Below are 596 nucleotides of genomic sequence, written 5' to 3'. Positions count from 1 at the left end.
AGTGTGGCCTGACCTTGACCAACTACTCCGATATTCACGTTGGTGACGAGGTTCAGTGCTACGAGATGGTTGAGAAGCCTCGCGACTGAGCTTGGTCACTGTCCTGAACGGGGCGTCCACGTGGAAGCGTGGTCGCCCCGTTCGTGTTTTGCCGCCGATTTGGCCCATTGCGACCCGAAGGATATTATCATTCACAATTCGGTAGCAATAGGGCGGTGTTGCCCCGTTGCGCGATGTACTGGAAAGATGGCTGACGAATGTATAAGAAGAGTCGCATTGTAGTTATGTTTGCATTTGCCGAGTCTGTCTTTGGCTTGTGTTCTGCTGCGCCGGGACTTGCTGATACTATCAGAGCGACTCCTGTGACATCGTGGAAGAGTCTTTCTGTCACAGGAGGATCGGCGAAAGCATCAGGAAAAACCCAAGGACATAAGAAAGCCTACATGTCATCAGATGGTGTCTGGCATTCTCAGGCTAATTACATTTTCACTGTCGCGGGTCACAAGAAAACTGACAGGGGCGGTTACGGCAAGATCGACGCTTCCGTTTTTTATTATACCTGTCAGCCCATGCCGGGTGGAAACTGTATACCGAAA

The 596-nt window shown here is 51.0% G+C and carries 1 protein-coding gene; it reads left to right on the top strand.

Annotation, left to right across the window (positions count from 1 at the left end):
* Window positions 1-257 precede the first annotated feature (257 nt).
* The coding region (locus tag Q8791_RS31755) for a hypothetical protein (protein WP_330095552.1) at window positions 258-596 on the top strand (339 nt) is incomplete at its 3' end.

It is taken from the genome of Nocardiopsis codii, assembly GCF_036327455.1.
Lineage (GTDB): Bacteria > Actinomycetota > Actinomycetes > Streptosporangiales > Streptosporangiaceae > Nocardiopsis > Nocardiopsis codii.
This window is presented reverse-complemented; position numbering and strand designations above follow the sequence as displayed.